Annotated in this window: 22 protein-coding genes and 1 pseudogene; 11 read left to right on the forward strand and 12 right to left on the reverse strand. The window is 55.8% G+C overall.

All coding sequences use genetic code 11. From position 1 onward, the window contains the following. Window positions 1–154: 154 nt before the first annotated feature. Both ACT3RU_RS13890 and ACT3RU_RS13895 read right to left on the reverse strand, forming a co-directional pair. Window positions 155–1606 carry an alanine/glycine:cation symporter family protein gene (locus ACT3RU_RS13890; protein ID WP_192528205.1) on the reverse strand — a complete coding sequence of 484 codons (1452 nt, stop codon included), beginning with the start codon at window positions 1604–1606 and terminating at the stop codon, window positions 155–157. A 95-nt stretch (window positions 1607–1701) separates the two neighbouring features. After that, window positions 1702–2577 carry a LysR substrate-binding domain-containing protein gene (locus ACT3RU_RS13895; RefSeq protein ID WP_192528204.1) on the reverse strand — a complete coding sequence of 292 codons (876 nt, stop codon included), beginning with the start codon at window positions 2575–2577 and terminating at the stop codon, window positions 1702–1704. Between the two features lie 124 nt (window positions 2578–2701). Between ACT3RU_RS13895 and ACT3RU_RS13900 the strand changes: the two genes are divergently transcribed. Next, window positions 2702–3874: a TauD/TfdA family dioxygenase gene (locus tag ACT3RU_RS13900; protein ID WP_225733890.1), complete on the forward strand. Its 1173-nt coding sequence runs from the start codon at window positions 2702–2704 to the stop codon at window positions 3872–3874. Between the two features lie 40 nt (window positions 3875–3914). Then, window positions 3915–4865, forward strand: a complete 951-nt coding sequence (locus tag ACT3RU_RS13905; protein ID WP_412767843.1) for an ABC transporter substrate-binding protein — start codon at window positions 3915–3917, stop codon at window positions 4863–4865. A gap of 63 nt (window positions 4866–4928) precedes the next feature. Here ACT3RU_RS13905 and ACT3RU_RS13910 read toward each other — a convergent pair. Further along, window positions 4929–5024 (reverse strand): annotated as a pseudogene (locus ACT3RU_RS13910) (secondary thiamine-phosphate synthase enzyme YjbQ); the annotation flags it as partial. An 87-nt stretch (window positions 5025–5111) separates the two neighbouring features. After that, window positions 5112–6047, reverse strand: a complete 936-nt coding sequence (locus ACT3RU_RS13915) for a LysR family transcriptional regulator (protein ID WP_192528203.1) — start codon at window positions 6045–6047, stop codon at window positions 5112–5114. Between the two features lie 111 nt (window positions 6048–6158). On the opposite strand from ACT3RU_RS13915, the gene ACT3RU_RS13920 reads away from it, so the two are divergent. Next, the gene (locus ACT3RU_RS13920) at window positions 6159–7232 is read left to right on the forward strand and encodes a tartrate dehydrogenase (RefSeq protein ID WP_192528202.1); all 1074 of its coding nucleotides are present in this window, start codon (window positions 6159–6161) and stop codon (window positions 7230–7232) included. Between the two features lie 67 nt (window positions 7233–7299). Here ACT3RU_RS13920 and wrbA read toward each other — a convergent pair whose 3' ends face one another. Next, window positions 7300–7899 (reverse strand): NAD(P)H:quinone oxidoreductase, encoded by a 600-nt coding sequence (gene wrbA / locus ACT3RU_RS13925; protein WP_192528201.1) that lies wholly within the window; start codon window positions 7897–7899, stop codon window positions 7300–7302. A 346-nt stretch (window positions 7900–8245) separates the two neighbouring features. Here wrbA and ACT3RU_RS13930 point away from each other — a divergent pair, with 346 nt between their 5' ends. The 6 genes from ACT3RU_RS13930 (at window position 8246) to ACT3RU_RS13955 (ending at window position 13686) form a co-directional block, all read left to right on the forward strand. Then, window positions 8246–9244 (forward strand): succinylglutamate desuccinylase, encoded by a 999-nt coding sequence (locus tag ACT3RU_RS13930; protein ID WP_192528200.1) that lies wholly within the window; start codon window positions 8246–8248, stop codon window positions 9242–9244. 205 nt (window positions 9245–9449) lie between these two features. Next, complete coding sequence (locus tag ACT3RU_RS13935) at window positions 9450–10220, forward strand: ABC transporter ATP-binding protein (protein ID WP_412767842.1); 771 nt, start codon at window positions 9450–9452, stop codon at window positions 10218–10220. Between the two features lie 14 nt (window positions 10221–10234). Continuing rightward, complete coding sequence (locus ACT3RU_RS13940) at window positions 10235–10936, forward strand: ABC transporter permease (protein WP_192528199.1); 702 nt, start codon at window positions 10235–10237, stop codon at window positions 10934–10936. A gap of 1 nt (window position 10937) precedes the next feature. After that, window positions 10938–11669 (forward strand): ABC transporter permease, encoded by a 732-nt coding sequence (locus ACT3RU_RS13945; protein WP_192528198.1) that lies wholly within the window; start codon window positions 10938–10940, stop codon window positions 11667–11669. A 131-nt stretch (window positions 11670–11800) separates the two neighbouring features. Continuing rightward, complete coding sequence (locus tag ACT3RU_RS13950) at window positions 11801–12571, forward strand: transporter substrate-binding domain-containing protein (protein ID WP_192528197.1); 771 nt, start codon at window positions 11801–11803, stop codon at window positions 12569–12571. Between the two features lie 308 nt (window positions 12572–12879). Next, window positions 12880–13686 (forward strand): TraX family protein, encoded by an 807-nt coding sequence (locus tag ACT3RU_RS13955; protein ID WP_192528196.1) that lies wholly within the window; start codon window positions 12880–12882, stop codon window positions 13684–13686. Window positions 13687–13812: 126 nt separating this feature from the next. On the opposite strand, the gene ACT3RU_RS13960 is transcribed toward ACT3RU_RS13955, so the two are convergent. After that, window positions 13813–14949, reverse strand: a complete 1137-nt coding sequence (locus ACT3RU_RS13960; protein ID WP_192528195.1) for a 5-(carboxyamino)imidazole ribonucleotide synthase — start codon at window positions 14947–14949, stop codon at window positions 13813–13815. An 11-nt stretch (window positions 14950–14960) separates the two neighbouring features. Then, complete coding sequence (purE, locus tag ACT3RU_RS13965) at window positions 14961–15476, reverse strand: 5-(carboxyamino)imidazole ribonucleotide mutase (protein WP_172116063.1); 516 nt, start codon at window positions 15474–15476, stop codon at window positions 14961–14963. 212 nt (window positions 15477–15688) lie between these two features. Here purE and ACT3RU_RS13970 point away from each other — a divergent pair, with 212 nt between their 5' ends. Beyond that, window positions 15689–15961, forward strand: coding sequence for an XRE family transcriptional regulator (locus ACT3RU_RS13970; RefSeq protein WP_018918645.1), 273 nt, complete (start codon window positions 15689–15691; stop codon window positions 15959–15961). 74 nt (window positions 15962–16035) lie between these two features. Here ACT3RU_RS13970 and chrA read toward each other — a convergent pair whose 3' ends face one another. The 4 genes from chrA to ACT3RU_RS13990 form a co-directional block, all read right to left on the reverse strand. Continuing rightward, window positions 16036–17232, reverse strand: coding sequence for a chromate efflux transporter (chrA, locus tag ACT3RU_RS13975; RefSeq protein ID WP_192528194.1), 1197 nt, complete (start codon window positions 17230–17232; stop codon window positions 16036–16038). A gap of 1014 nt (window positions 17233–18246) precedes the next feature. Continuing rightward, window positions 18247–19932 (reverse strand): dihydroxy-acid dehydratase, encoded by a 1686-nt coding sequence (gene ilvD / locus ACT3RU_RS13980; protein ID WP_192528193.1) that lies wholly within the window; start codon window positions 19930–19932, stop codon window positions 18247–18249. 100 nt (window positions 19933–20032) lie between these two features. Beyond that, window positions 20033–20320 carry a helix-turn-helix domain-containing protein gene (locus ACT3RU_RS13985; protein WP_172116060.1) on the reverse strand — a complete coding sequence of 96 codons (288 nt, stop codon included), beginning with the start codon at window positions 20318–20320 and terminating at the stop codon, window positions 20033–20035. Beyond that, the gene (locus tag ACT3RU_RS13990; protein ID WP_192528192.1) at window positions 20320–20640 is read right to left on the reverse strand and encodes a type II toxin-antitoxin system RelE/ParE family toxin; all 321 of its coding nucleotides are present in this window, start codon (window positions 20638–20640) and stop codon (window positions 20320–20322) included. Before ACT3RU_RS13990 ends, ACT3RU_RS13985 begins: the two co-directional genes overlap by 1 nt. Before the next feature lie 166 nt (window positions 20641–20806). Here ACT3RU_RS13990 and recC point away from each other — a divergent pair, with 166 nt between their 5' ends. Then, window positions 20807–24433, forward strand: coding sequence for an exodeoxyribonuclease V subunit gamma (gene recC, locus ACT3RU_RS13995; protein ID WP_483392759.1), 3627 nt, complete (start codon window positions 20807–20809; stop codon window positions 24431–24433). Window positions 24434–24464: 31 nt separating this feature from the next. On the opposite strand, the gene pncB is transcribed toward recC, so the two are convergent. Continuing rightward, window positions 24465–25643, reverse strand: coding sequence for a nicotinate phosphoribosyltransferase (gene pncB, locus ACT3RU_RS14000; protein ID WP_192528190.1), 1179 nt, complete (start codon window positions 25641–25643; stop codon window positions 24465–24467). Between the last annotated feature and the right edge of the window lie 86 nt (window positions 25644–25729).

The raw sequence follows: 25729 nt of genomic DNA on the forward strand, positions 1-25729 counted from the left end.
CCAACGCAGGATTAATAAGGAATTGGCGCTATTTTACGATGATTTTGATTAATCAAAAGCGCAATGATATGAGCGTTACGTTCGATAAAATCGAATTATGATATCTATAAAAAAACCCTGCTTTTGTATAAGCAGGGTTTTAGTTGGCTGGTGATTAGTGCTTTTTAGGCCACGCCTTGGGATCAACCTTATTGGCTAACTTGGGGAATTTGCTGGGATCAAAGGTAGGTTCTTTGCCTGCCTTCAGCTGCGCCTCGTAGTCACGGAACAACGCAAAAGCAACAGGTGAAAGCAGCAGGATAGCCACCAGGTTAATAATGGCCATCATACCCATGGAAAGATCCGCAAAGTTCCAGATCGCCCCCAGACTCGCCACCGATCCCACCATGATCATCGCCAGCACCGCCAAGCGGTAAAGGAGAATCGCCACCGGCGCTCGACGACCGGCTAAATACTCAATATTGGACTCGCCGTAAGAGTAATTGGCAATCACAGAAGTAAACGCGAACAGCAAGATTGCGACGGCTACAAACATGCCCCCCCAATCGCCTACGTGGCTTGAAAGCGCCATTTGGGTCAATTGGATACCATTCGTCTCTTCACCGGCTAAAAGCTCAGGCCCTGCCATAATAATAATGGCCGCCGTGGCCGTACAAATAACCAGCGTATCCAGAAACACACCCAGCATCTGAATAAAGCCTTGGGCAGCCGGATGGTTGGGGCGCGTGCTGGCGGTAGCTGCCGCATTCGGCGCCGAACCCATGCCCGCCTCGTTGGAGAACAGGCCGCGTTGAATGCCGTGCATAATCGCTTGTGACACGGCATAACCCACGGCCCCACCAGCCGCTTGTTCAAGGCCAAAGGCGCTCTTCACAATGGTCATGATGGCTGCTGGGAAGTCACCGATATTAAGCCCGACTACAACAAGCGCGAGTAACAGGTAAAGCAGTGCCATTAATGGCACCACCAGCTCCGCGACCTTGGCGATGGACTTTAAGCCACCAAAGATAATCGGCGCCACAACGACCACCAAGACTAACCCCATGGCCCAGGTGGGAACAGCAAATGCCTGCTCCATGGCCTGGGCGATGGAGTTGGCCTGTACGCTGTTAAACGCCAATCCAAACGCGATAATCAAACAGATGGAAAACAGCACGGCCAGCCAGCGCAGTCCAAGCCCACGTTCAATATAACGGGCTGGCCCACCGCGGAAGGTGCTATCCCCATGGTCTGTTTTGTAGGCCTGCGCCAAGGTAGATTCGACGAAGCTGGTCGCCATACCCACCATGGCGGTCATCCACATCCAGAAAATCGCGCCAGGGCCACCAAAATAGATCGCCACCGCCACACCCGCCAGGTTGCCGGTGCCTACGCGTGCCGCCAGGCTCGTCGAAAGCGCCTGAAACGAGGAGATACCGTCACCAGCATCCCGCGAGGTGCGCAGCAGTTTAAACATGTGACCGAAATAACGTACCTGAATCGCGCCGGTTCGTATCGTAAAGTAGAGGCCTGCGCCGATCAGTAAGTAGATCAGCACACTGCCCCATAACAGCCCGTTGCCGCGATCAACCAACGCGGTCAACAGTTGAGGTACCGAAAAATCCATACAACACGCCTTTTTTTAACTTATCGGAGGCGCTTCATTCTTCACGCCTGCACCAAAATGGCAAGAAAATTGGTGTATTTATTCTTAAAACACCCCTAAGTGGCGTCAGTATCCTTCGCTAACCACACCCAGACCAAGGCCGCTTCGTCATCTACCTGCCGGCGGCTGGGACGTACCAGCCAGAACTGCTCATCGCTTGGCACACTAATGGACGGAAACGGCGTCACCAGGTCATTGCGCTGCTCCAACAAACGGCGATGAATGAGCGCTACCCCTGCGCCTTGGCTAGCTAACGCTAACGTCATCACCTGGTTATCGCATGTTATAGAACGACACTGCGTTTCCAAGTGACCCACGCCCGCCGCCTGCAGCCAGCCTGACCAGCCGACACCAAACCCTACCGCGTGAAGCAACGTGTGCCCTCTTAAATCGGCAGGCGTTGTTAGCGTTGCAGCAAGCGTTGGAGAACACACTGGTAGCAGTTGTTCATCGCCTAACGAGTGCATTTCAACGCCACTCCATTCGCCTCGCCCATAACGGATTTCGATATCGGCGCCCTCTGCCCCATAGTCATCTGGCCAGATAGCGCTAACCAGGCGAATGGAGATGTGTGGACAGTGCTGGTAAAGAGCAGCCAAACGCGGCGCCAGCCAGGATTGCTGGAGAATCGGCGTGGCTCTTAATGTCACAGGCTGCCCACTGGTAGCGCCAAACACCTCAGTCGTTCCTTCGCTGATCCGCGAAAAAGCATCATTGATACTGGGCAGCCAGGCTTGCCCAACAGGCGTGAGGGTTAAGCTTCGCGCATGGCGCACAAAGAGCTTTTGCCCCAACCGCTCCTCCAACAACCGAACTCGCTGACTAATGGCCGCCTGGGTAACGGCCAACTCATTTCCAGCCGCGGTAAAGCTGAGCGTTCGCGCCGCCGACTCAAACGCCTGCAGCCATAATAGTGGCGGTAACTGACTCATGGGAAACCCACCTATAAGTAAAACGAGGCCTTAGGGGCCATATTAATCATTTGTTTGAGCCATGACGAATGCGCATCCTAAGTGGCCGAATTTAAGCGTTTTTCATCACCATAAAGAGGCAAAAATGACGAGTACAGTGTTTGCCGCCGAAGCGCATCAGGCGCCCCAAATGGGCGAATTTACCCCTTACGACTCAGGCCCATCACTAAGCGACGCGATGCTCACCGAGGAAGGCGTGACGCTGACATGGCAAACCAGCGACGTTACTACGCTACCACTGCTTTGGCTGCGCGATCACTGCGCCTGCCCTGAGTGCCGCCACCCGCAAACACGCGAGCGGCTCTATGTTCCTCTGGCTGACATTAACGAAGCACCCGATATTAGCCTGCAAAATGGGCACATCTATTTACACTGGAAGGACGGACATACCAGTGCCTTCCACAGCGGCTGGCTCTATCAGCGCCGCCCGGAAACGCGCCTGACATCACCTGTTCCGAAGTCGGCTCCTTGGGTTGATAATTTTTTCCCTGAACGCATTTTACATGCTGACCTCCTCACCCCAGCGGGTGAGAAAGCCTGGATTACTGCCCTGCTACGCGATGGTTTAGCGCTGGTTACAGAAGCCCCATTGATGGAAGAAGAAGTCAGCCGTTTAGCGGAACGCATTGGCCCACTGCGCACGACTAATTTCGGCGCTCGTTTTAATGTACGCTCAAAGCCTAACCCTAATAATGCGGCGTATACGGCGGCAGGTTTACCCCTACATATAGATTTGCCCAACTGGCAGCAACCACCGGATATCCAGCTACTTTACTGCCTAAAAAATGAGGCCAGCGGTGGCGAATCACTGTTTGCCGACGGTGTCCGAGTCGTTAACGCATTGCGTCACCAGGACTCCAACGCGCTGACTATTCTGAGTGAGACCCCGATCGATTTTCGTTTTCAGGACGAGGCAACCGATATTACCGTTCGTGCCCCAGTCATTACCCTTGATAGCAGCGGCAACCTGGTAGAAATACGCTTGAATAACTGGATTCGGGATACCCTTCATCTTCCCGCCTCACAAATGAACGCATGGTACCGTGCCTATCGGACGCTGTGGCAGCTCTTCCACAGTGAAGCGCATCAGTTGGAATTTACGCTGCGCCCCGGTCAAATGGTGGCCTTTGATAATCGGCGTGTACTCCATGGACGACGAGAATTCGACCCCAATAGCGGCGCTCGTCACCTCCAGGGCACGTATTTAGACCGCGACATGCTCGCCTCTCGCCTGCGTGTGTTGGCACGCCACTCATAAACCGCCCCGCGCGATATAAAAACTCAGCAAGGAGATCTAAATGAAAACCTGCCTACGCCTCTCACCCAGCATGCCGTTGGTAGCAACAGCACTCTTATCCGCTGCATTTGCATCCACCACGCACGGCGATGATCAAACACTTGATTTTGGTGTTCCCGCTTGGCCTGGCATTACCGTAAAGACGGAAATAGCCGAACAGCTATTAAACCCGCTGGGTTATGAAACCCGCGCGCAAGAGATTGGCCTGCAGGTGATCTATCAGGGTATGGAGAGCGGTGATATCGATGTATTTCTGGGCGCCTGGCTGCCTGCTCAGCGTGACATGTTCACCCCACGCAAAGAGTCAGGCTTACTGATTGATGTGGCGAACAACGTTGATGGCGCGCAAATGACGCTGGCCGTGCCTACCTATATTTACGAGAGCGGCATTCAAAGTTTTGCTGACCTTGCCGAAAACCGCGACCTGTTTAACGGTCAGATTCTCAGCTTTGGCGCTGGCTCGGCCGCCAGCGAAATTCTCCATGACGCCATTGATAATGACGCTTGGGAGCTGGGTGACTGGCGCCTGGTTGATACCAGCGAAATCGCCATGCTGTCCGCCGCTCGCGATGCTATCGACCGCGAACAAGCGGTGGTCTGGGTCGGCTGGACACCTCACTGGATGAACCTTGAGCTACCCATGCGTTACCTGGAGGATCCAGAAAATCTGTTCGGTAAAAACAACGGTGAAAGTGATGTGCTTACCCTGCTGCGCGCCGACTATGCTGAAGCCAATCCCAATATCACTACGTTTTTTGAGCAGTTCAGCTTCACCGCTGACGAACAAAGCTGGATGATCCAGGCGTTTGGCCAGGACGAGCGTGCGCTTTCAGAGGTAGCCCAGGAGTGGATCAGCAATCACCCCGAGCGGGTAGAAGCCATGCTTGCCGATGTAACGAACACCGACGGCGAACCGGCATGGCCAATTATTAAAGCGCAGCTTACGTTATAAGTGCGCGTCTTATGCCAACGCATCGCAACCATTTAACGTAGCAAGGATGCGCCGCGGCTCTCCCTAGTCGCGGTGCTCGCCTAACCAAAGACCTTGCCACGTACCCAGCGCCAAGCGCCCATAACGCACACCCAGGGTTAACTGAGCCCCTAACAAGATACTTATTTTATCCAATGGTTTCTGACCGAACGTGTCAGTGCTCGATGAGTTGATCACCGTCGTTTATGGTGATGAGTGCCTTCGCCATCAATCGAGGCAAGTAATGTCTGGCAACGGCGGTACTCGCCCGGTTATGTCACGCTGCACATGGTCAATAAACGCGCGTAACCGCGTGGGCACATGGCGGCGCTGCTCAAACACCGCATAAAAGTCGGCTCGCACGCCCTGCCATTCAGGCAGCAACGGCACCAGCGCCCCACTGGCCAAGTGCTCGTTTACATCCCACCATGAACGCATCATTATCCCGTGTCCGTCCAGGGCCAGCCGAGTTATGACTTCTCCATCGTTACTGGCCAGCCGCCCGCTCACCTTCACTGACTGAACGCAGCCCGGGTCATTACAACGCTCAAAACGCCAAAGGGGAAAGTCCGTATCGTTTTCACGAATCACCAGGCATGCCTGGCGCACAAGGTCGCCAGGCGCGTTCAACGGTGCCATTCGGGCGATATAACGGGGCGCTGCACACAGCACACGGCGATTGGGCAAAATGGGCCGAGCAATCAAACGTGAATCCGGCGGTTCGCCAATCCGTATACCGACATCAAAGCCGTGATCGCTCAGGTTAAGCGGAAAATTGGTGAGTTCCAGCCATCCCTCAACCGCTGGGTGCATTGCACAAAAGGTGGAGAGCAGCGGCGCAATGTGCTGCCGACCAAAACCAAAGGTGGCATTAACCCGCAGCCGTCCGCTAAGCCCATGCTTATGTGTATCGTTGAGAGAGTTCTCAAGCTCCCCCAACTCATCCAGAATCAGCGCCCCGCGGGAAAGATAACGCTCGCCTTCTGCCGTTAGCGTCAACCGCCGGGTGGTGCGTGCGGCAAGCTCCACGCCCAAACGCGCCTCTAGCTGCTTTAAGCGCTTGCTCACCGCCGACAGCGAAATCCCCAGCTCACGCGCCGTTCCTGTCAAACTTCCTGCACGGGCTAACTGCTGAAAAAATGCAAGATCGTCTAGCGCCGACATGGATTCTCCACTTTCAGGCAACAATAGCTTGAATAATAGCCTGATTATTATCACTCAGATAGCGGCTACACTGCGTTCATCGCTCATCTTTTTTAATAACAAGGAATCCAAATGGCCCACCGTATTGCAGTGATCGCTGGCGACGGCATTGGTACCGAAGTCATGCCCGAAGGTATTCGCGCCCTTGAAGCCGCAGCCAAGCGCTTTAATATCGACCTTGAATTCACGACCTTTGAATTTGGCAGCTGCGACTACTACCTGGAGCACGGCCAAATGATGCCGGACGACTGGTTTGAACAGCTCAAGGGTTTCGATGCGCTGTTTTACGGCGCGGTCGGCTGGCCCGACAAAGTGCCCGACCATATTTCTCTTTGGGGCTCGCTACTGCAGTTTCGCCGCCAGTTCGACCAGTACATCAACCTACGCCCTTGCAAGTTAATGCCCGGTATTAAAAGCCCGCTTGCCGGGCGTGAACCGGGCGATATCGACTTTTACGTGGTGCGCGAAAACACCGAGGGCGAATACTCAAGCATCGGCGGCAAGATGTTTGAAGGCACCGAGCGCGAAATTGTCATTCAGGAAACCGTGATGTCGCGCACAGGCGTTGACCGCGTGCTTAAATATGCGTTTGATCTGGCGCAAACTCGCCCGCGCAAAAAGCTCACCTCGGCCACAAAATCCAACGGTATCTCTATCACCATGCCCTACTGGGACGAGCGCGTGCTGGAAATGGCCAAGCAGTATCCGGAGATTGATGTCGATAAATTCCATATTGATATTCTGACCGCCAACTTTGTACTGCATCCGGACTGGTTTGACGTGGTCGTCGGTAGCAACCTATTTGGCGATATTCTTTCCGACCTGGGGCCGGCGTGTACCGGCACTATCGGCATTGCCCCTTCGGCCAACATTAACCCCGAAGGCAAATTCCCTAGCCTGTTTGAGCCGGTACACGGCAGCGCACCGGATATTGCAGGCAAAGGTATCGCCAACCCAATTGGGCAGATTTGGTCTGGCGCCATGATGCTTGAACATCTGGGCTATAAAGAAGCCGCTGATGCGATGGTGACGGCCATTGAAGACGTGCTTAGCGAAGGCGACAGCCAAGTGGTCACCCGTGATGTAGGCGGCCAAGGCACCACTGAATCGCTGGGCCGCGCGATTGCCAAACGTTTAAGCCAGTAATCCCTTCGCCATAGGAAAGCCGCCCCGCAGATAATTATCGACGGGGTGGCTTTTTATTAGCGGTTGGTTACTCCGCCAGCTTCGCAGCGATTTTTGCAACGTGCTCGCCCTGAAAGCGCGCAAGCTTCAGTTCACGCTCGCTGGGCTGGCGGGAACCGTCGCCGCCAGCCAAAGTCGCCGCTCCGTAAGGGTTACCGCCGCTGACCTCGGAAATATCAAACTGCTCTTCAATGCCATAGCCGACGGGTACAATCACCATGCCGTGGTGGGCAAGCGTCGTCCAGGTGGAGGTAATCGTCATCTCATCGCCACCGCCGGTACCTGTTGAGGTAAACACACTCGCCACTTTGCCACGCAAGGTGCCGTTAGCCCATAAGCCGCCGGTTTGGTCAAAAAAGGTGCGCATTTGGCCGGTCATATTGCCAAAGCGGGTTGGGGTACCAACAATAATCGCATCGTAATCGGCCAGTTCCTGGGGAGTCGCTTCGGGCGTATCGTAATCCTGCTTACCGCCGGCATTTTTGAAAGCATCTGCGGGCATGGTTTCAGGTACTCGCTTAACGGTTACCTCTACGCCTTCAACTTTCCTTGCCCCTTCTGCAACGGCCTTGGCCAAGGTATCAACATGCCCATACATGGAATAGTAAAGTACCAATACCTTTGTCATTGCTTACTCCTTTGGACTGCGTTTTAGCTACGTTAATGGCATTCCGATTAGGGAATGACTACAACATAGCCTAGCCTGCAGCAGCGAAAAGCGAATGTTTTCCCCTGCTCTCTTCGATTTTCACCTTACGCAGATACAAAGCAGCGGCTGGTTTCTCGCATTGAATTCCAAAAGTGCGCGGCAAAGCGCCCTTCCTATTAAAACGCCCACTCACCGTGAGCATTTTAGGTACCGTCTTACACTCGAGCGCCCGCCACTTTCATAACCACGACGCTAGTGCTTGCTCCCGTTTTTGAGCATGTTAAAGATAGCGTGTGAATTTCCAACCAATAACAAGAGGCCGATAATGCTGAATCACTGGCTTGACTGGACCCTTGATGGGCACCCTCCCGTACAGCGTAGCGGCCAATTCCCAAGCGGTACTTATCGGTTTCATGCCCCCGGCATTATGGAACTTATCCCTCATACGCCACAGCCAGATGCCTATGCCTGCGTTTTTTCAGCGGCGATTCATGGCAACGAAACAGCTCCGGTTGAATTGCTCGGTGAATGGCTAAGCGCCCTGGAAGCAGGCACTACCCCGCTGGGTGCTCCCGTATTGGTCATTCTTGGCAATATTCCCGCGCTACGCGCTCAGCAACGGTTTATAGCAACGAACCTTAACCGTCTCTTCACGCGTGATTTACCGGGCAGCGGTGAGGAGCCAGAACGCGCACGTGAATTAATGGCTGCGGTAGATAGATTTTATGACACTCATGCCGCGCGGCCCAGGTTGCACTACGACTTGCACACCGCCATTCGTGAAAGCCTCTACCCGATTTTTGTTGTCGAGCCGTTTGCTAACACTGCGACCCTGCCGGAGCAGTGGCAGTGGCTTGCTGCTGCGGGCATGCGGGCCGTGCTTCATCAACACCAGACGAGCTGGACCTTCTCGCACTACAGCAAGCATTACCATGGCGCTCAAGCGTTTACTTTTGAGCTAGGCCGCGTCGCCCCTTTCGGGCAAAATGATAGGGCATCGCTGATCCCAATGGGCGCGCTGCTTACGTCGCTCAGCAAAGGCGAAACGCCTGCTCAGCAAGACCCGGCTGCCATGGTATTCTTTCAGGTAGAGCATGAGCTTAAGCGCCAAGCGGAGGACTTTACGCTCTACGTTGATGCTGACATGCCCAACTTCAGCCGTTTTGAGCCCGGCACGCGTTTGGCCTGGGATAGCGTGGCAGGCGATTTCGTGGTTGGCGAGACGCCGCTACACGTCGTATTTCCTAATGCCAACGTGGCGTTGGGTGCGCGGGCGGCGCTTTTGGTGGCCCCGGTTCACCCCTCAAGTCAAACCGAAAAATAAGCTTAATAGTTATTTAATAACAACAACATGGAGATAATATCGAGGCATATGTGTTTCACTTACGGTAGCCTTCCTACATTTATCGTATAAGGAAAGCACGCATTTTTCGCTGAGCCTGATAGAATCGCCACTTTTTTCGCGCCAGCCGCACTTAGCCTGCGTTAACTCAACACGTTGCTACCGCGGCAACTTTGTACTGGAGCCTATGTTTATGGCCGCTACTCCCCTGGAAGTGCGTAATATTAAAAAGCGCTTCGGCGATACGGAAGTTCTGAAAGGCCTTTCACTGGAAGCCCAAAAAGGTGATGTGATCACGCTGATTGGCGCTTCAGGGTCGGGTAAAAGTACCTTTTTGCGTTGTATGAACCTGTTAGAGCAGCCGGATGAGGGCGAGATCATCCTTCACGGCGACCCGATACGCTTTAAGGCGACCCGACACGGACGCGAGCCTGCCGACTGGAAACAGGTTGTCCAAATGCGTGCCAAGCTTTCCATGGTGTTTCAGAATTTCAATCTCTGGGCACACATGACGCTGCTTGAAAATATAATTGAAGCGCCTATCCATGTGCTCGGCATTCCTAAAAAAGAGGCGATCGAACAAGCCCATGCGCTACTTGAGCGTGTGGGGCTAACCGCCCGCGCCAACGCCTACCCGGCGCAAATGTCAGGAGGCCAGCAGCAGCGCGGCGCGATTGCTCGGGCACTGGCCATGAATCCAGAGGTTATGCTGTTTGACGAGCCGACCTCGGCGCTGGACCCAGAGCTTGTCGGCGACGTGCTGAAAGTCATGCGCGATTTAGCCAATGAAGGGCGTACCATGGTGGTGGTTACCCATGAGATGAGCTTTGCTCGCGATGTCTCAAGCAAGGTGATCTATCTTCACCAGGGCTTGGTGGAAGAAGCCGGGACGCCAGATGACGTATTAGGCAACCCGCAATCGTCTCGTCTGAAACAGTTTCTTACTCCTAACTACTGATCTGCGAGGCGACCATGCTGGATTTGCAAGGGTACGGCCCCCGTTTAATCGAAGGTGCCGGGGTCACCGTTCAACTAGCGGTTTTATCGCTACTGTTAGCCATCGCGCTAGGCCTGCTAACTGCCACAGCCAAGATGTCGCGTCACTGGCTATTGCACGGCACGGCAACTGTCTACACGACGCTGATTCGCGGCGTGCCTGACCTTGTCTTGATGATGCTGCTGTTTTACGGCGGTCAAATCGGTGTCAACGCGATTAGTGATATTCTTTACTACAGCTACGACATTGATATTTATATTAATTTCAACGCCTTTGCCGCTGGCGTATTGACCATTGGCTTTATTTTTGGTGCTTATATGGGCGAGACCTTCCGAGGTGCCTTTATGGCAGTCGATAACGGTCAAATTGAGGCAGGCAAAGCCTACGGGATGAGCAGCGCACTGGTATTTCGCCGCATTCGTTTTCCGCAAATGATGCGCCATGCGCTGCCCGGGCTCTCCAATAACTGGATGGTGCTGCTGAAAACCACCGCGCTCGTCTCGGTGATCGGCCTGACCGATATGGTCCGCGTGGCCGCTGAAGCCTCCCGGGCGACTCACGAGCCGTTTGTGTTTTTAATCCCCGTCGCCGTTGCCTACCTGTTGATTGCCAGCGTCTCCGAGTGGGTTTTTGCCCGGTTACAAAAGCGCTACGACATCGGCTTTGGAGAGCAGTGACATGCTAGATATTTCCGCATGGTTTAATGACCTTTTGTCCGGCAACCTGATCTTCACCCCCACCACAATGGGCTACTACTGGACAGGGCTTGTCACCACCACACAGCTGGTGTTTTTGTCGCTGGTGATCGGGCTGGTGCTAGCAGTGCCGCTTGCCATTATGCGCAGCTCACGACGTAAATGGATCAGCCTGCCCGTGTATGCCTATACCTACGTGTTTCGTGGCACGCCGCTGCTGATTCAGCTGTACATTATTTACTATGGCGTGGTGTTTTTTGACGGCATTCAGGAAAGCTTTTTGTGGCCAATCTTTCGTGAGGCCTTCTATCCTGCACTGATCGCTTTCACTCTTAACACAGCTGCTTACACAACAGAGATTTTCCGAGGGGCTATCAAAGCAACCTCTAAAGGCGAAATTGAAGCGGCCCGCGCTTACGGCATGTCACAAAGCCTGATGATGCGACGGATCATTATTCCCAGCGCATTTCGCCGTGCCCTGCCCGCTTACGGCAATGAAGTGATTTTCATGCTGCATGCCAGCGCGATAGCCAGCGTGGTCACCTTAATGGATCTGACCGGGGCAGCTCGCTATGTCTATTCACGGTTCTATACGCCGTTTGAGCCCTTCCTGTTTGTCGCGGCTATCTATCTGTGCTTAACCTTTGCCATTCTGTTTTTCTTCCGCTTTTTAGAGAAGAAATTACTTGCGCACTTAAAGCCACAAACCCCGTAAACGGCTCGATTACTAGCGAACGTCAAACAAACGTTGGTTCACAGGGTGTTTTCCTCTTTCCGCCGACCCCAACCTGGGTTACGTTAAAGAGGATCACCTCGGGTGGACCTCTTTAACAACGGAGTTAAATAATGAAAAAGTTGCTATCAGTTTCTTTAATTGGTTTGGCTGTTGCTGCGGCCTCTTCCGCCCAGGCACGTGATTATGATCAGGTGCGTATTGGCGTTGATGTACCTTATGTCCCGATGGAATTCCGCACCCCTGAAGGCGACCTGACCGGTTTTGATATCGAGCTGGGCAACGCCATGTGTGAAGAAATCGGCGTGACCTGCGAGTGGATCGAGCAGGAGTGGGACGGCATTATTCCGGGCCTTCTGTCACGCAACTACGACGCCGTCATGTCCTCCATGACCATCAACGATGAGCGTCGCCAGCAGGTGCTGTTCTCTGACCCCTACATCACCATGCCGTCTGCCTGGTTTGCCGCAAGCGACCTGGATATCGACGAAGCCAATGAAGAAACCCTTGAAGGCCTGACCATCGGCGTTCAACGCGGTACGCTCCAGGACAACTACGTCACTGACAACTACAGCAGCGTAGCCGATATCAGCCGCTACTCCACCGCCGATGATATGGTGCTGGATATGGACGCACAGCGTCTGGATATCGTCTTCCTCGATTTCCCGATCGGCCAGTCAACGCTGGTTGAAAACGAAGACGCTGACTACACCATTGTGGGCGAAAAAATCACTGAGCCTAAAGAGTACTTTGGTGACGGCTTTGGTATCGCGTTCCGCCAGCGTGATGAAGCGCTTGCTGAAAAATTCAACGAAGCACTCGCAACGCTTCAAGAAAACGGCACCTACGATGAGATTCACGCTCGCTACTTTGGCGAAGAGTAATCACATAGCGTAGTGACCTCCCCATCACCCCGGCCTTTGCCGGGGTGATTTATTTACGCCCTTGCCTTTTTTCTCCTTTCATCAGCGCCTTAAAAACCAGGTACGCAGGCCATTAACAAGCACGCTGCCCCTTGGAATGAACCAGGTCAGCATGTGAGAGTCTCTGTATTATTCACTACGTTTATATAGCCGATATAGCTCATACAGCCGATATAGCCGATATAGCCGATATAGCCGATATAACCCATATAGCGATGAAACGTCATTTCGCTATCACCGTAATTTAGTCATAAAAACAGGGAGGTTTTATGGCAGCAACTCTCAGCGCCACACCAGACATCAACCGACGCCCGTCTTCCTACTGGACAGGCTGGGGCCAGTGGCTCGCGCTCATTACCATGACGGTAGACCACCTTACCCGCTATGTATTGCCTGGGGATTTTAGCTGGGCAGGCTCCTCTATTGGCCGGATTGCCTTTCCGCTGTTTGCCGCCATGGTCGCTTGGCACGGGCTATTTAATACCCGTAACCCACTGCGCTATTCACGGCGTATTCTGGTTATCGGGCTGGTAGCTCAACTCCCTTACATGATGATGCCACGCGCATCGGATGCGTTGATTTTTAACGTCTGCTTTACGCTGGCCAGTGGCCTGGCCTTGGGCACACTGGCGCGCCAAGGCTGGCAGCACTACCAACAGCAAACACTGGGGTTTGGTTGGCTGCTGTTGGGCACAGCGGTGGGCGTCACGGTGTGGTACCTGCTCGGTTTCTGGGTGGAGTACGGCCACAACGGTCTGCTGTTGATTCCACTATTCATGTTTGCCATGCATTCACTTAGCCAAGCGGGCACCCATTTTCAGGCGCGACTTTGGGCAGGCTTGGCCGCCTTTCCCGTACTCTGGGTTGCCGGACAAATGAACGCCTCGGATATGGCAAAATCGTTTACCGTGGGAACCTGTGTCGTGGTGCTGATACTGGCTGCTGGCCTGGCTCAGCGCGTTCCTGCGGTAACGTTTGCCATGCCACGCAGGCTGTGGCTGGCCTGGTACCCTGGGCACTTTGCGTTAATCGCGCTGTGGCTACTGCTGAGCGGGCGTATTGTGCTGGGTTGGTAAGCGTCCAAGCTGGTTCGCGGGACTTTAAACAGAGCTTAAAACGGTCTTAAAAAAGAGCTTAAAACCGGAATTAAAAAAGGCGCCTCACATCGTGGGGCGCCTTTTCAGTAACTTATTAACGCTTATCTATAATGAGCGCTCAAAACTCCACTCAACCGCCGGGGCATCGGGTATCAGTGCTTGGCAGGCGCGCACCTTTTCCAGCAGTTCAGCGTGGGTAGCGGCCACCACGTTAACGTGGGCCAGCTTGCGCCCTGCCCGCTCGGCCTTGTCGTAGCGGTGCAGGTGGGTATTGGCAAGCTTGAGCATGGCCACGTTGTCACCTTCCTGGCCAATCACATTAACCATACAGGTGGGCGCAATGGCCGCTGTGCTGCCAAGCGGTAATCCTTGAACCGCCCGTAGATGGTTCTCGAACTGGCTGGTAACCGCACCATCCATCGTCCAATGACCGGAGTTATGCACGCGTGGCGCCATCTCGTTAGCCAGCAGGCTGCCATCGCGGGTTTGGAAGAGTTCAAGCGCCAGCACGCCCACGTAATCCAGCTCATCCAGCAGCGCACGAATATACGTATCAGCCGTTTGCTGCACCTGGGCGTCCAGGTCCGGCAGCGGCGCCACCGAGTAACGCAGAATGCCGCCTACATGCTGGTTCTCTGCCATGGGGTAGAAAACCACCTCGCCATCGCGACCGCGCACAGCAATCATCGACACTTCGCGCACAAAATCCACAAACGCTTCAACGATCAACTGCGTATGGCCAATGCTTTTCCAAGCGTCAGCCGCCTCTTCTGGGGCTTTTAGGACCGCCTGACCTTTACCGTCGTAACCTTCCGTGACGGACTTTGCCACGACCGGGCAGCCAAGTTCACGGGCGGCGGTTTCAAGCTGCTCTGCGCTCTCGACCACACGGTAAGCAGGCGTCGGGATGTTCAAGCGATCAAACAGCGCTTTCTCTTCAACCCGGTTTTGGCAGACCTCGATCGCTCGGCTACTTGGATACACCGGCTTGTGCTTCTCGATCTCCTGCACAAGCGTCACCGGCAAATGCTCGAACTCGTAAGTCACGACATCCACCTTGGCGAGAAACTCCGCCAAGTGCTGATTATCCGGGTCGACAATGACCTCGCCGATACCCGCGCTTGGGTTACCCGTAGTATCCAGGAACGTAAACCGATTGCCTAGCGGGTAGCCCGCCAGCGCCAGCATACGTCCCAGTTGGCCTGCGCCTAAAACGCCGATGTTTGTCGTACCAGAGTTCATGGGGGCTCCTTTTACTCAGCATCCGGCGCGGGGCGCGGGTCCGGGTTATCCAGTACCAGTTGAGTCTGCTCTGCACGGAAGGCCTCAACCGCGTTACGCACGGCGTTGTCCTGAAGGCCAACAATCTGCGCGGCCAACAGGCCCGCATTGGTCGCACCGGCCTTACCAATCGCCAGCGTACCAACGGCGATACCACCGGGCATCTGCGCAATCGAGAGCAGTGAATCAAGGCCTTTAAGCGCTTTGGATTCAACCGGCACACCCAGCACCGGCAGCGGCGTTTGTGAGGCCACCATACCGGGCAGGTGGGCGGCACCGCCTGCACCGGCCACAATTACCTGTAAACCGCGCTCAGCAGCACTTTTCGCATAGTCGAACAACAGGTCAGGCGTTCGGTGGGCAGATACCACACGCGTTTCATAGGCAACGCCTAAGCGCTCCAGCATCGTCACCGCATGCTCCATCACCGGCCAATCCGATTTGGACCCCATAATGACGCCCACTTTGGGTGCGCTATTCGACGACATGCCATTTCTCCCCGGCCAGTGGCCATATAAAAAAACGATAAAGTACCGCACGCCAGAAGCAGCCGTGCACGCTAAAATAAGGCACATAGTTTACCAGAGCCAAGCCGCAAGCGGGTGTTCACAAGTGTCGCGAAATTTTCATCAAATTAAATATTGAAATGCACCTGCGTTGGCGGCATTGTGTCCTTGTCATTTCAGACTGATGGAGTCTCATGAGTACGGCATACTCAACTGCTCACGCAGAAACGCTGGATCCTCCGCGAAGCAGCCCTGACCTCGATGTCAGGGAATTAGAAAAACGCACGCGCCTAATGCGCATTATCACGCGTTTAATTGCAGTATCAGATCTAGGAAGCCGGGAAATTGCCCGCCAGGCAGGGCTTCCAGTACAGAAGATTAGCGACTTGCTCGCCGGCAGGCTGGAGCACCTGAATATTGACGAGCTCAATGTTCTGCGCCGCACGTTAGAGCTGGAGGCGCCATAGGAGCAGCCATTAGCCCTTTAAATCACGAACGCCTCGCTTAAGCGAGGCGTTTTTGTAAGGTCTTGGCTCATTATCTACTGAACCGGTATCAAAAGACCGCCCAGTGCAATCACAACCACCACCGCCCAGGCAGGCAGCTTCCACACGGAAAGCAGTAAAAAGCCGCTAAGCGCCAAGGCAAATTCATACGGTCCGATAATCGCGCTGGCCCACACCGGCTGGTAAAGCGCAGCGCCCAGAATCCCCACCACTGCGGCATTGGCACCACGCATCAACGCCTGAGCACTTCCCCATTGGCGAAAGCGATTCCAGAATGGCAGCACGCCCACCAGCAGTAAAAATCCCGGCATGAAGATGGCCAGCAAGGCCACTATCGCCCCAACAAGGCCATTAACGCCGGGCAGTAATGCCCCAAGATAGGCGGCAAAGGTAAACAGCGGCCCCGGCACGGCCTGTGCCGCTCCGTAACCGGTTAAAAACGCATCAGGCGTTATCCAGCCTGACTGCACCACTTCCGCTTGTAATAGCGGCAGCACCACATGCCCACCGCCAAATACCAGCGCGCCTGAACGATAAAAGGCATCCGCGATATCAAGCCAAACGGCGCTCCCCGCAAGCAACGGCAACCCAATCAGTAGCCCAGCGAACAGCCCCAGTGCGATAACGCCAACTGAGCGCGACACCGCAAAGTGGAGTGTTTCGCTTTGCGTGGCGGTCACGGCTTCACGGCATAGCAGGAACCCCGCCAAGCCACCGAACACAATGGCGCCCACCTGCCCTAGCGGCCCGCTGACCAACAACACCGTAAACACGGCCAGTAGCGCAATGCCCGTGCGGGTTTTATCCGGGCACAGATTACGCGCCATGCCCCACACTGCATGGGCCACAATCGCTACCGCGACTATCTTCAAGCCATGAACAATACGGCTGACAATCGGGCCATCCAGTACCGCTGCGCCAAACGCAAATAGTACCAGCACAATGGCCGAAGGCAGCGTAAAGGCCAGCCACGCCATCGCGGCTCCCCAAGGGCCCGCGCGCATTAGCCCAAGCGCAAAACCCACCTGGCTGCTGGCGGGTCCTGGCAAAAACTGGCAAAGCGCGACCAGGTCCGCATAGGCAGCCTCCGAAAGCCAACGGCGGCGCTCCACAAACTCGGCCCGAAAATAGCCCAGATGCGCCACCGGCCCACCAAAGGAGGTCAGGCCAAGCCATAGAAAAACCCTAAAGACTTCGCTGACGCGCGTGCGTAAATTGTTCTCTTCAGCCATAGCGGAAGGCTCTTTTGCGTAATAGAAAGTGCCTAGGCTACCCGCTGCATTTTACGCAGTGATGACAAGTCGCCCGGGGCGTGCCACCTAACTACGGCACCGCTCCGCGCTGCATCCGCGGGTGCGATGGCGCTTACCACGCGCTACTTAATTCGGTAAACGTATAATCACACGCCCACAAATTGAATACCGGCATACCCAGTAGCGCGGCGTAACGTTTTGCGAGGAACGAGCAAATAAGGCACCCGCGAATGGCGGCGCCAGCCGCCCGGACTGCGTCACCTAACGCCGGCACCGCTTCGCGCTGCATCCGCGGGTGCGCTGGCGCTTACCACGCGCTACTTAATTCGGTAAACGTACAATCACACGCCCGCAAATTGAATACCGGCATATCTCGTAGCGCGGGTAACATTTTGCGAGGAACGAGCAAATAAGGCACCCGCGAAGGCGGCGCCAGCCGCCCGGGCCGCGTCACCTAACCCCGGCACCGCTTCGCGCTGCGTCCGCGGGTGCGCTGGCGCTTACCACGCGCTACGAAACCCGGTAAACGTATAGTCACACGCCCACAAATTGAATACCGGCATATCTCGTAGCGCGGGTAACATTTTGCGAGGAACGAGCAAATAAGGCACCCGCGAAGGCGGCGCCAGCCGCCCGGGCCGGGCCACCTAACTTCGGCACCGCTTCGCTCTGCATCCGCGGGTGCGCTGGCGCTTACCACGCGCTACAAAATTCGGTAAACGTATCGTCGCACGCCACCAAACCGCATATAGGCATATCTCGTAGCGCGGCGTAACGTTTTGCGAGGAACGAGCAAATAAGGCACCCGCGGAAGGCGACGCCAGCCGCCCGTGTCACCTAACGCCGGCACCGCTTCGCGCTGCATCCGCGGGTGCGCTGGCGCTTACCACGCGCTACTTAATCCGGCAAACGTACAATCACACGCCCACAAATTGGATACCGGCATATTCCGTAACGGCGGCCCGGCGCGAATGGCCAGGCCGCCAGCGTCACTTACTCGCTTTGGTCGGTGACGGCACCGGTGCTTGCTGAGCTTACCAGCCGCGCATATTTGGCCAACACGCCGCGGGTATAGCGCGGTGCGGGCTGTTGCCACGCGGCACGGCGGGTTGCCAATTCTTCATCGCTTAGCTGCACTTCAATAGTATCCGCTTCGGCATCGATGGTGATGAGATCACCATTTTCCACCAGCGCCAGCGGGCCACCATCAAAGGCTTCCGGTGATACGTGGCCGACCACAAAGCCGTGGCTACCGCCTGAAAAGCGGCCATCGGTAATCAACGCGACGTCGTTGCCCAAGCCGCGACCCATAATGGCCGACGTCGGCGTGAGCATTTCGCGCATACCGGGGCCGCCTTTGGGGCCTTCGTAGCGAATAACCACGACATCGCCTGCCACCACGGTGCCATCATTGATGCGCGCCTGGGCTTCTTCTTCAGAACCAAACACCCGTGCCGTGCCGGAGAATCGCGTGCCTTCTTTGCCAGAAATTTTAGCGACCGCACCTTCCGGCGCCAAGTTGCCGTAAAGAATCCGCAGATGACTTTCGGTTTTAATCGGTTTATCCAGCGGCGCGATGATTTTCTGGTCATCCGGATAGGCCTCAACGTTTGCGAGGTTTTCCGCCAGTGTTTGCCCGGTTACCGTCAGGCAGTCGCCGTGTAGAAGGCCAGCTTCCAGCAGGTTTTTCATCAACGGCTGAATACCGCCAAGCGCCACAAGCTCGCTCATCATGTAGTGGCCGCTGGGGCGGAGATCCGCCACTACCGGCACGCGTTTACCAATCTCGGTAAAGTCGGAAAGCGTCAGTTCAACACCGATAGTGCGCGCCATGCCGATAAGATGCAGTACCGCGTTGGTAGAGCCGCCTAACGCGATCACCACGGTAATCGCGTTCTCAAATGCCTTACGGGTCATGATATCGGAAGGTTTGATATCCCGCGCCAACAGCTCAAGCACCGCCTCGCCCGCCGCTTTACAGTCGTCGCGTTTTTCCTGGGAAATGGCGTTTTGTGCCGAGCTGCCCGGCAGGCTCATGCCCAGCGCTTCAATGGCCGATGCCATGGTGTTGGCAGTGTACATACCGCCACACGAACCAGGACCAGGAATCGCGGTTTCCTCGATCTGCTTGAGCTCAATCAAATCCATATCGCCCCGCGAGTGAGCGCCCATGGCCTCGAACACCGAGACGATATCGGTGTGCCCTTTGCCCGGCATGATGGTGCCGCCGTATACAAACACGCTGGGACGATTCAAGCGCGCCAGCCCCATTACGCAGCCCGGCATGTTTTTGTCGCAGCCGCCAATTGCCACCAGGCCATCAAAACCTTCGCAGCCCGCGACGGTCTCAATGGAATCCGCGATTACCTCCCGCGAGACCATCGAGTACTTCATGCCCTCGGTGCCGTTGGCAATACCGTCGGAAATGGTGATGGTGTTGAAGACCACACCTTTACCGCCTGCGGCATCAGCACCCTCGCGGGCCTGCTCGGCAAGCTCACCAATGTGGCTGTTGCACGGCGTCACCATGCTCCAGGTAGAGGCCACGCCCACTTGGGGCTTTTTGAAATCAGCGTCGTTAAATCCTACTGCGCGCAGCATGGCACGGCTGGCGGCTTTACCCACGCCATCAACCACCGGGGCGGAATGGCGGCGAGTATGGTTTGGTGTATCGGTCATTGGTAAGTCCTCTTGGCTTTGCTCAAAGTATCTGCATAGCTTGGGGATACCCTGGCTTGCGCGCAAGAGAAGATGAAAAACACATGGTTATCTATTTAAGCTAAACAGCTGCTTTATGGGGTCGAGGCAGGACAGACAGATCAAACCCACACGCTTGAGCATAACGCTGCAGTGTTTTCCAGCCAGGATTACTGTCACCACGTTCTAACCGGCTGATATTGCTTTTCTGAGTATGTAAACGCTGAGCCAGCTCTTCCTGAGTAAGGCCTGCACGCTGGCGCATGGAAATAAGCGTGTTGGCTAATTCAAACTCAGGCGCCAATCGCTCGTACTCAGCGTTAACCTCAGAATTCTGGAGCGCCTGTTCTTTCAATGCTTTTAAATTCATCACGGCTGTACCTCACGCTGTCTGGACCGGGCTAGTGCTAACGCTTGGCGAGGCGTTTTTTGGCTCTTTTTAACAAAGGCATGGAGAACAACTATCCGCTGGCCCTGTACGTAACAAAATAAGGAGCGCCCTATACCCTCTTTGGCTTTTGCCCTTATCTCAAAGAGACCGTCTCCCATCGCTTCCGTATGCGGCGGACCCAAGTTCGCCCCATGCTGCTCAACCATTTCTAACAACCGAAGCATCCTGGCCTGAATTTTTGGCGGCATACCAAGGATGTCGCTTTCAACACCAGGATAGAAATCAATCTGCCATTGCATTAAACAGCCCCTAAAGTTATCACTTATGATAACCCATAAGCTGCAAAAGTTCCTATCGATAGCACCCACTAAAGACGTTTAACTTATGGCACCATAGTACTTGTCTTAAGTACTGTGTCTTAAGCACTGTGCCTTATCGCTACTGCCTTGAAGGAAATACCGTCGCATGTCGTCACCCTCATTGCTTGCCAATACATCGTCTCTTACGCCGGGTTTTATGGTGGTGCATGCCAACCGCCTGGAAGACCTGCGCGGGCTAGCGGTTGAGTGGATGCGCCTTCATCCGTTAGGGCCGCTTGAGAACGAGACGATTCTGGTGCAGAGCAATGGCATCGGGCAGTGGCTGAAGCTGGCACTGGCGGAAGATCCGGCACAGGGCGGCGCGGGTATTGCGGCGGCGCTGAACGTTACCCTGCCTGCGCGCTTTTTATGGCAAGCCTACCGCACGGTGTTAACGCATATTACCGGTGACGCCCAGGCGGTGCCTGAAACTTCGCCGTTTGATAAATCGCGCCTGGTATGGCGCTTGCTGCGTTTACTGCCCAGCCTGGCTGAGCAGCCTGCGTTTGCGCCATTGGCGCGCTTTTTGGAAACTGACCGCGACCAGCGCAAGCACTATCAGTTGGCCGAGCGTCTGGCGGACTTATTCGACCAATACCAGGTGTACCGCGCCGACTGGCTTGATGCCTGGGCACGGGGCGAGGACGTACTCATTACCGCACGCGGCGAAGCGCGCCCGCTGGATGAGCACCAGCGCTGGCAGCCAGAGCTATGGCGCGCCCTGCGCGATGATGTTGCCGCCTCCCAGGGCGAGGCCGGGCTTAACAGCAGCCGCGCCCAAGTGCATAGCCGCTTTTTAGAGGTTGCCGAACAGCTGGAAGGCCAGGCTTGCCCGCCGGGGTTGCCGCGTCGGCTGATTATTTTTGGGATTTCATCGCTGCCCCAGCAAACGCTGGAAGCCCTGGCCGCACTTTCGCGCTGCTGCCAAATTGTGCTGTGCGTGCATAACCCCTGCCAGTTTTACTGGGCAGATATCATCGAACACAAGGATTTATTGCGCGCTAACCGCTACCGCCAACAGCGTAAAACGGGTATGCCTGAAGCGCTGGATGTATTAGGCGACGGCGATGTAGAGAGCGCGCTGCATCTGCATGCCCAACCGCTGTTGGCAGCCTGGGGCAAGCAGGGGCGCGACTATCTGCGCCTGCTGGATGAGCATGACGATGCAGGCAACTACCAAACCCTGTTTGAGCAACAAGCGCTGCGTATTGATATGTTCGAGCCGTTCAGCACGCCCGAGCACTCCTGCCTGCTCAGCCAGCTACAGGATGATATCCGCGAGCTGCGCCCGGTGGCCGAAACCCAAACGACCTGGCCTGCGGTTGATGCAACCCACGACGACTCGATTGTGTTTCATATCGCTCACGGCCCCCAGCGTGAAGTAGAGATCCTTCACGACCAGCTGTTGGCCGCGTTCAGTGCCGACCCTGAACTGCGCCCGCGAGATATCATCGTTATGGTGCCGGACATTGACCGCTACGCGCCGCATATCGAAGCGGTGTTTGGTCAGTACCGCTCAAGCTACCGCACGCTTGGCCGCGACGACCCGCGCTATATTCCCTACACCCTTTCAGACCAGGCCAGCCGCCACCGCCTGCCGCTGATGATTGCGCTGGAAAAGCTCTTGCGCCTGCCGGAGCTGCGCCTCTCGGTGAGCGACCTGCTCGACCTGTTAGACGTGCCCGCCCTGCGCGCCCGCTTTGGCATTGAAGAGCGCGATTTGCCCACACTAAACCGCTGGATTGAGGGTGCGGGCATCCGCTGGGGCTTAAACGCCCAGCAGCGCACCCGGCTTGATTTGCCCCAGGGCTTAAGCCAGAACACCTGGGCGTTTGGCCTGCGCCGTTTGCTGTTGGGCTACACCGTGGGCGTGGCGGATGCGTGGCAGGGTATCGAGCCGTTTGATGACATTGGCGGGCTTGAAGCCTCGCTTGCCGGGCCGCTGGCAACACTGCTTGAGAAGCTGGAAAGCACGTGGGAGGTTTTTTGCCAGCCGACCACCGCCGCCAACTGGGTGATCCGACTGCGCGAGCTGCTGGAAACCTACTTTCTTACCGATGACGCTGCAGAGAGCGTGATGCTGACCAAGCTGGAAGGCGCGCTTCAGCAGTTGTTCGACAGCACCGAAGAGGCCAAATTGAATGACGATTTGCCGCTTTCCATGGTGCGTGAACACTGGCTCTCGCAAATTGATGAGCACAGCCTTTCTCAGCGCTTTTTAGCCGGAGCGGTCAACTTCGCCACGTTAATGCCGATGCGCGCCATTCCCTTCAAGCGAGTGTGTTTGCTGGGCATGAACGACGGCGAATACCCACGCTCCCAGCCGCCGCTGGATTTCGACCTGATGGGCAGCGACTACCGCCCCGGCGACCGCTCGCGCCGGGAGGATGACCGCTATCTGTTTCTGGAGGCGCTGCTGTCGGCGCGCCAGCAGCTCTATATCAGTTGGGTGGGCCGCAGCCAGATCGACAACAACCCCATGCCGCCTTCCGTGCTGGTCGGCCAACTGCGCGACCACTTGGCCGCAGGCTGGGTAAGCCAACGCCAGGACGACGAGCCACTGATTGAAGCGCTGACCACTGAGCACCCGCTGCAACCGTTTAGCCATCGCTACTTTGCCCAGCCCGGCAGTTCAGCCTCCCAGGCCCGGCTCTTTACCTATGTACACGAATGGCGCGATGCCCACGAACAGCACGCGCTGCTCGCCTCGCAAGAGAGTAACAATCAGCAACAAAGCATCCTGGCCGAATTTAACCAGGACGTTCCACTGACGCTTGCCCAGCTAGGCAGCTTCCTACGTGAACCGGCCAAGGCATTCTTCAACACTCGCCTAGGCGTGTATTTTGAGCAGGAGGTGCTGACCCAGCTGGACGTGGAACCGTTTGTGCTTAACGGCCTGCAGCACTGGCAGTTGCAGGACCAACTGATTGCCGCTCAACGCCACGCGGTAGACAACGGCGAGCCGCGTGAAGCAGCCATGTTTGCCGCGCTTGAGCGCATCAAGGGCCAGGGCGTGCTAGCGGTAGGCGCTTTTGGCGAGCGCATGAGCGAATCGCTAGCCGAGCCTATGCAAGCGCTGTTTGATGCCTACCGGGATGTGCTCGAAGAGTGGCCCATTGCAGTGGAAGCCCCTCAAGCGGTCGCATTTAACGCGCACGAACTTTCGGTCAACGACTGGATTAACGAACTGCGCACGGATGAGAGCGGCAAGCGTTGCCGCCTGCTGCTGGTGAGCAACAGCTTGATTAGTAATGCGTGTGGCCGTGGGCAGTACCGTTGGCAGCATCTACTGCGCCCTTGGGTGGCCCACCTGGCTGCCAATGCGGTTTCACCGATGACCACCCAGCTGCTCTCCAAGGCGGGCCATGCACGCTTTGAGCCGCTAGCAGCGGATACCGCCCAGGGCCATCTAGCAACTATTGTGCAGTGTTGGAAAGCGGGAATGACCCTGCCGCTGCCACTTGCCCCCCAGGCAGCGTTTGCCTGGCTGAGTAAAGAGGGAACGGTGGACAGCACCGCCGATAGCGACGCCTTTAGCGCAGCGGCAAGCACCTATGAAGGTGGGCGCTTTCAAACCGGCGAAGTCGCGCAAAGCGTCTACCTCGCCCGCCAATGGCCCAACCTTGAAGCGCTGTTTAACGAGGGTCACCAGGAAGCGGCTACCCCCGCCCTTCGCTTCGCCGCCCTGGCAGACGCCCTTTATCTACCGCTCTACCGTGCGGTGAAAGAGTAGCACTGCCTCGGTAAAAGGAGGTGCGCTTCGCTTAATGCGGGTGGTTAACCAGGAGTATTCGATTGGCCAGCGAGATCATTTCGGGGTCGCCGGTGTTCTTTTCGGCCACATCGGAAAGCTTGATGACCGGTAGCCAGCCTTGGCCTTCAGGGCGCGCCTCGACCATCTTGATCACCATGTTCATGGGCTCTTCGCCCACATCGTTGGTGAAGTTGGTGCCAATACCAAACGCCATGCCGATACGGTCTTTGCAGAACGCATGAATGCGCTCGATTTTTTCCGGCGTGAGCGCATCGGAAAAGATAATCGTCTTGCTCAGCGGGTCAATGCCCAAGCGCTCATAGTGCGCGATGGTTTGTGAGGCAAAGTCGATCGGGTCGCCGCTATCGTGGCGCACGCCATCAAACAGCTTGGCAAACTTCTTATCGAAGCTGTCGAAAAAGGCTTGCGAGGTAAACGTATCGGTTAACGCAATGCCCAGGTCGCCCCGGTACACATCCACCCAATGCTCAAGAGCCAGGCTGTTGGCCATTTTGAAACCAAACCGGGCACCGTGGAACATGAACCACTCGTGGGCGTGCGTACCAATCGGCTTCACATCATGGCGCATCGCCAGTAGCACATTACTGGTACCGGTAAACGACTCGCCGCCGTGATGGCGAAGCGCGCCCACCACACGGTCGTGAACATTAAATGAGAAACGCCGACGCGTACCAAACTCAGCGATTTTGAGCCCCATGCGGTGGTAAAGCTCGATTTTTTCCTGGGCGTTCTGCTCGATCATCGCATCCGCTTCAGGGGTAATCGTAATACCACGCAACCGATACCAAAGCTCACTGATCAGCGCCATCAACGGCACTTCCCAAAGGATAGTGCGATACCACGGGCCTTCAATCACCACCGAAAGGTCCGCCCCCTGCTGCTCGATAATGACCTCGCTGGGGTCATAACGAAACCCGGCCAGAAAATCGAGATACGTGGGGTCCAAATAAGGGCAGGTTGTTTCGAGATAGCGCTTCTCTTCGTCGTTTAAGCGAAGCGCCGCCATATTATCGACTTCATGGCGTAATGCAGCGCCGAACCCTTCTGGAAAGGCATGCGCGCCACGGTTAATAAAAGCGTAGCGCGCATGGGCATACGGGAAGCGTTTAATCACGGCATTCTGCATCGTGATTTTGTAAAAGTCGTTATCCAGAAGCGAGGTCAGCATGAAGTCTCATCATCAACGTGAACAGAAGCCGCGGTAGCGTAAACCGGTCGCCCGCAAAGTGGCTAGCCGACAAGATTATCAGGTGA

The sequence above is a fragment of the Halomonas sp. TP35 genome (assembly GCF_052375975.1).
Taxonomy (GTDB): domain Bacteria; phylum Pseudomonadota; class Gammaproteobacteria; order Pseudomonadales; family Halomonadaceae; genus Vreelandella; species Vreelandella citrativorans.